General features: G+C 71.8%; 6 protein-coding genes and 1 pseudogene. 3 read left to right on the top strand and 4 right to left on the bottom strand.

Features of this window, described 5'->3' with window-relative positions:
• Positions 1-203, bottom strand: a 203-nt coding sequence (locus tag G3I65_RS24320) for a LysR family transcriptional regulator (RefSeq protein WP_160698150.1), incomplete at its 3' end; no start/stop codon positions are given.
• 90 nt (positions 204-293) lie between these two features.
• On the opposite strand from G3I65_RS24320, the gene G3I65_RS24315 reads away from it, so the two are divergent.
• Both G3I65_RS24315 and G3I65_RS24310 read left to right on the top strand, forming a co-directional pair.
• Positions 294-1,598: an FAD-binding oxidoreductase gene (locus G3I65_RS24315; RefSeq protein ID WP_160698149.1), complete on the top strand. Its 1,305-nt coding sequence runs from the start codon at positions 294-296 to the stop codon at positions 1,596-1,598.
• A gap of 58 nt (positions 1,599-1,656) precedes the next feature.
• Entirely contained in the window at positions 1,657-2,835 is a 1,179-nt protein-coding gene (locus tag G3I65_RS24310; protein WP_203612493.1) for an acyltransferase, read from the top strand.
• Between the two features lie 421 nt (positions 2,836-3,256).
• On the opposite strand, the gene G3I65_RS24305 is transcribed toward G3I65_RS24310, so the two are convergent.
• Positions 3,257-3,679, bottom strand: coding sequence for a nitroreductase family deazaflavin-dependent oxidoreductase (locus G3I65_RS24305; RefSeq protein ID WP_086857027.1), 423 nt, complete (start codon positions 3,677-3,679; stop codon positions 3,257-3,259).
• A 100-nt stretch (positions 3,680-3,779) separates the two neighbouring features.
• Here G3I65_RS24305 and G3I65_RS24300 point away from each other — a divergent pair, with 100 nt between their 5' ends.
• A complete protein-coding gene (locus tag G3I65_RS24300) occupies positions 3,780-4,244 on the top strand; it encodes a MarR family winged helix-turn-helix transcriptional regulator (RefSeq protein WP_125307891.1) in 465 nt (154 codons plus the stop codon).
• A 1-nt stretch (position 4,245) separates the two neighbouring features.
• Here G3I65_RS24300 and G3I65_RS24295 read toward each other — a convergent pair whose 3' ends face one another.
• A complete protein-coding gene (locus G3I65_RS24295) occupies positions 4,246-4,605 on the bottom strand; it encodes a PLDc N-terminal domain-containing protein (protein WP_160698147.1) in 360 nt (119 codons plus the stop codon).
• Positions 4,606-4,665: 60 nt separating this feature from the next.
• Positions 4,666-5,005 (bottom strand): annotated as a pseudogene (locus tag G3I65_RS24290) (cytochrome P450); the annotation flags it as partial.

The raw sequence follows: 5,005 nt of genomic DNA, 5'->3' as shown, positions 1-5,005 counted from the left end.
GCGTGCGGGAGCGCCGCGGCGCCGACGTCGGTGAGCCGGACAGTCCGGCCGGAGCGGTCCAGCAGCTCCTGCCCGAGCTCCCGTTCCAGCCGCCGGACCTGCGCGCTCACCCCGGGCTGGGCGACGTGCAGCCGCTCGGCCGCGCGAGTGAAGTTGCCTTCCTCGGCGACCGCGACGAAGTAGGAGAGCTGGTGCAGTTCCATAAGCACTGATTCTAGCTGGCAGACAAACCAGATCTTGGACTTCTGATCAGCTTCGCTCCAGGCTGGAAGCAGCGAACGAAAGGAGCCAAAATGCACACCCTCCGCCCAGGTCAGGACGGTTACGCCGAAGAAGTCGCCGGGTTCCAGACGGCAGTGCCCAGCTCGCCCGCGGTCGTCGTCGCCGCCGAAAGCGCCGAAGACGTCGTCGCCGCCGTGCGGTACGCCGCCGCGCACGGGCTGCCGGTCGCCGTCCAGGCCACCGGCCACGGCCTCACCGCGGGCACCGACGGCCTGCTGATCAGCACCCGCCGGATGACCGGCGTGGAAATCGACGCGTCGGCCCGGACCGCCCGGGTGGAAGCGGGCGCACGCTGGGGCGCGGTCATCGAGGCCGCCGGCGAGCACGGCCTGGCACCGCTCAGCGGCTCGTCGCCGGACGTCGGCGTCGTCGGCTACACGCTCGCGGGCGGCTTCGGGCTGATGGCCCGCCGGTACGGCCGCGCCGCCGACCACGTCCGCGCCCTCGACGTCGTCACCGCCGACGGCGAGCTCCGGCGCGTCGAGCCCGGCTCGGACCTGTTCTGGGCGCTGCGCGGCGGCCGCGACAGCTTCGGCGTCGTCACGGCGGTGGAGTTCGACCTCTTCCCGGTCTCGCACCTCTACGGCGGTGGCCTCTACTTCGCCCCCGAAGACGTGCCGGCGGCGCTGCGGGCCTGGCGCACGTGGTCGGCGGCCGCGCCGGACGCGCTGACGACGTCGCTGGCCATGGTCGAGTACCCCGACCTCCCGGTGCTGCCGGCACCGCTGCGCGGGAAGCACATCGCGCAGATCCGCGTCGCTTACCTCGGCGAGGACGGCGACGAGCTGGTCGCGCCGCTGCGGGCCGCGGCGCCGGTGCTCATGGACACGCTGAAGGTCATGCCGTTCACCGAGTCGGGCTCGATCGCGGCCGAACCCCGCCAGCCGCACGGCTACCACGGCACCAACGCGACCGTCTCGCAGCTCAACGACGCCATGCTCGACGCCGTCGTCGAGCACGCGGGCCCGGGCGCGGCCACCCCGCCGGTGCTCATCATCGACCGGCTCGGCGGCGCGCTCGCCCGGCCGGCGGCGGTCACGGGCGTCGGCTGGGACAGCTCGGCCGAGTTCGTCGTCCGGGCGCTGTCACTGGTCGGCGACGGCGGGGTCGCGGCCGTCCGGACCGCGCACGCGAAGCTGTTCGACACGCTGGCGCCGTGGACGACCGGGCGGCTGCTGCCCTTCGTGTACGGCGAGCACGCCGCGATCGAGGGCGTCCACCCGGCCGCGGACCTGCGACGACTCGGGGAGCTGAAGCGCCGTTACGACGTTCGGAGCACCTTCCGGGCGCTCGGACCGGAGGCAAAGGCGAGGTAAGCCGACGTCCTATACTCGCCCGGACGATCACACCGACGGGGGAACCGACTTGCGCACGATGAGCCACGAGGACTACCTCGGCATGCGGCGGTTCCCCGGTCTGGACGGCCTTCGCGCGATCGCCGCGACGATGGTGATCTTCTTCCACTTCGGCGGCCAGAACTGGACGTGGCTGTCGGGCTGGGTCGGCGTCTACCTGTTCTTCGTGCTGTCCGGCTTCCTGATCACGACGCTGCTGCTGCGCGAGCAGGACCGGACCGGCCGGATCTCGCTGTCGAACTTCTACATCCGGCGCGTGTTCCGGATCCTGCCGCCGTACCTGGTGATCCTGGGCGGGATCGTCGCTTTCGTGGCGCTGCGCGGCGAATTCCACGCCCGCGACTTCCCGAACGCGCTGAAGTTCTACCTGACGTTCCTCAACGAGTTCCTGCCGTCGTTCACCAACGGCACGGACAACTTCTTCAGCGGCTCGTGGACGCTTGGGATCGAGGAGAAGTTCTACCTGGTCTGGCCGTTCCTGCTGGTGTTCCTCGGGATCGGCGCGGCGAAGCGCAAGTTCCTGCTGGTCGGCGCGGCGATGGTCGTCCTGCTGGCCCTGGTCCCGCTGACCACCGGCGGCTGGCTGCTGCACGGCGCGAACGTGCCGATCTACCGCTCGACGGTGCACTACTTCATCCTGGCGGCGGGCTGCCTGCTGGCGATCCTGCTGCACTACCGCCGCGGTTACGCGCTGCTGAAGCCGCTGACGCACCCGCTGGCGGCGATCCCGATCGTGGCAGGGTTCGTGGTGTTCCACACGAACCTCGACACGCTGTGGAACGGCACGGGCCAGAACCTGTGGCTGCTGGTGGCGTACGCGTTCGCGGCGATGCTGCTGCTGATCGTCCTGGTCAGCCCGGGCCCGGCCCGCTGGCTGATGGGCACGGCCCCGCTGCGGTTCGTCGGCGAGCGGTCGTACTCGCTGTACCTGCTGCAGGGCCCGGTGCACTTCGTGGTCATCCAGGCGGTCCCGGGCCTGGCCCGCAACCACACGACGAGCGCGGTGGTCGTCTTCCTGGTCGGCCTGGCGATCGCGGACCTGATCCACCGGTGGGTGGAGAAGCCGCTGATCGACGTGGGCAAGCGGTTGATCGCGCGGAAGGAGGCGCGGCGAGCGGAGCGGGAGACGGCTCGGCGGCCGGCCGAGCCGCGTGCCGAGCCGGAGCCCGCTCCCGCTCCTGCGACCTCGGCTTCCTGACCCCCGCCGGCCCCCGCACTCACCTCGCCCCGGCCGGCGAGCCGCGAGTGCCGCCGGAGCCCCGCGACCTTCGGCATCCCCGGCCTGGCCACGCCCGCAACCTCGGCTGCGGAGCCCTGACCCGGCACCAGTGCCGCATCCCCCGGCCTGGTCACACCTGCGACCTCGGCTGCCGAGCCCTGGCCCCGCGCCAGTGCCGCTGACTGGATCGGGCGGAAGGCGGCCCCGCCGAGCCTCAGATCCCCGCTGCTTCCTGAGCCGCCACGTGACCGCGAGGCAGGCCTGCCATGCCTGGGCATCCTGCGGCTCGGCCGACCCGGCGGGACGCAGCCCGGGGCCAGCCGAGCCGCAGCACCCCGCCCGCACCAGCCCCGGCCGCTCGCCGAGCGACGGCCGGAGCTACCCCCGCGGCCTCTGCTTCTTAGCGCTCGAAGACCACGATCGGGATCACCCGGTCCGTCTTCGTCTCGTACTCCGCGAAACCCTCCGCGTGCGCGACCATCCCCGCGTACAGGCGGTCCCGCTCGGCGCGGTCCGCGATCACCGTCGCCGTCGCCTCGAACTTCTCGGTACCGACCTCGAGCGTGACCTTCGGGTTCGCGACCAGGTTGTGGTACCAGGCCGGGTTCTTCGGGGCACCACCCATCGACGCGGCGACGACGTAACGGTCGCCGTCGGTGGTGTACACCAGCGGGGACAGCCGAGCCTCGCCGCTCTTCGCGCCGATCGTCGTGAGGAGCAGCACGTTCTTGCCCTCGAAGTAGCCGCCGACCACGCCGTTGTTGGCGCGGAACTCGTCCACGACCTGCTTGTTGAAGTCGTTCATGTCGGCTGGTGCGGTCATGGGGATCCCCTGTTCTGGCCGGTACGCTCGACCCGCGAGGTAGGCTCGGACGAGCCGAAGCGTTTGCTTTGCAAACAAAGCTACCGACCGGAGGTGAGCGGTGTCAACGCAGCCCGGCCTGAGCGTCGAGGACGGCGTGCGGCAGCTCCTGCTGCTCATGCCCCGCCTGGTCGGCCGCGCGAAGCGGACGCCGGTGCCCGCGGAGCTCGACGGCTGCGCGCTCGCGCCGCGGCACCTGTCGCTGCTTTCCTACCTGCTCTTCGACGGCCCCATGACGGTCACCGAGCTGGCCACCCGGCTCCAGGTCGCCCCGACGACGGCGAGCCTGATGGTCGGCGACCTCAGCCGCCAGGGCGTGCTGAACCGCGACGAGGACCCCGCCGACCGGCGCCGCACAATCGTCAGCATCACGCCGGACAAGCGCCCGGCGGTCGACGCCTGGCTGGCCCGCGGCGCGCAGGCGTGGAGCAACGCGCTGACGCCGCTGAGCCCGGCCGAGCGGCAGCTGGTGATCGCGACGCTGGAGGCCTACGAACGCGGCACGTGCGAAGGCCCCGGCTGCTGACTCAGTCTTCGGCGCGCTTTTCGCGGGCCAGCTTCCGCTGCGCCTCAGCGCGTTCCCGGCACTTGCGCAGGAACTCCTCGTCGTCCTCCGCGCTCGTCGCCGCGAAGCGCCCGGGGCGGTCGTACTCCGGGTACGCCGGCGCGTTGCGCTCGTACGGCCCGCGCGCCCGCGTCACCTGCTGCGGCCGGCCCGCGACCAGCCAGATGATCGACCCCACCAGCGGCACCACCAGCACGAGCAGCAGCCACAGGCCCTTCGGCAGGTTGCGGCAGGACGACTCGTCCGTCGTGATCACGTCGGCCAGGCAGAAGATCCACAGCCCGAGCGTCACGATCCCGAGCAGTCCGTCCATGTACAGCACGTTCCGCGCCCTTCCCCCGAGAAATGAACGCGGTAAGTCTTAGCAGAACCCGTTTCCGGGTCAGCCGCGGGTCACCCACAGCCGGGCGGGCATCCGGAGATTCGGCGACGACACCCACTCCGTCTTCGTTTCTGTCAGGCGAAACCCCTGCAGCGCCTGGAGAACGCCGGTCGCGAGGGCGGTCGCGTGCCGCGAACCCGGGCAGGCGCGCGGTCCGGCGCCGAACGGCGTCCCCGCCAGCGAGACCGAGACGTCGGCGCCGTCGATCCGGCGGCGGGTGGACAGCACCGGCTGCCCGGCGGGTTTTCCGGTAAGCCACGCGGAAACCTCGTTGCCGATGAGCCCCGCGGTGGCGTCGCACGCCTGGACGAGCAGGCCGATCCGCGCGGCCGCCCGCTCG

The sequence above is a fragment of the Amycolatopsis sp. SID8362 genome, from assembly GCF_010550475.1.
GTDB lineage: Bacteria > Actinomycetota > Actinomycetes > Mycobacteriales > Pseudonocardiaceae > Amycolatopsis > Amycolatopsis eburnea.
Note: the sequence above shows the minus strand (reverse complement) of the source record. Positions and strands in the feature narration are given on the sequence as shown.

What these genes read in the sequence shown, in the direction of transcription:
- G3I65_RS24305 (WP_086857027.1), bottom strand. Translation starts at nt 3,679, where the DNA reads ATGACCGCACCAGCCGACATGAACGACTTCAACAAGCAGGTCGTGGAC.
- G3I65_RS24315 (WP_160698149.1), top strand. Translation starts at nt 294, where the DNA reads ATGCACACCCTCCGCCCAGGTCAGGACGGTTACGCCGAAGAAGTCGCC.
- G3I65_RS24310 (WP_203612493.1), top strand. Translation starts at nt 1,657, where the DNA reads ATGAGCCACGAGGACTACCTCGGCATGCGGCGGTTCCCCGGTCTGGAC.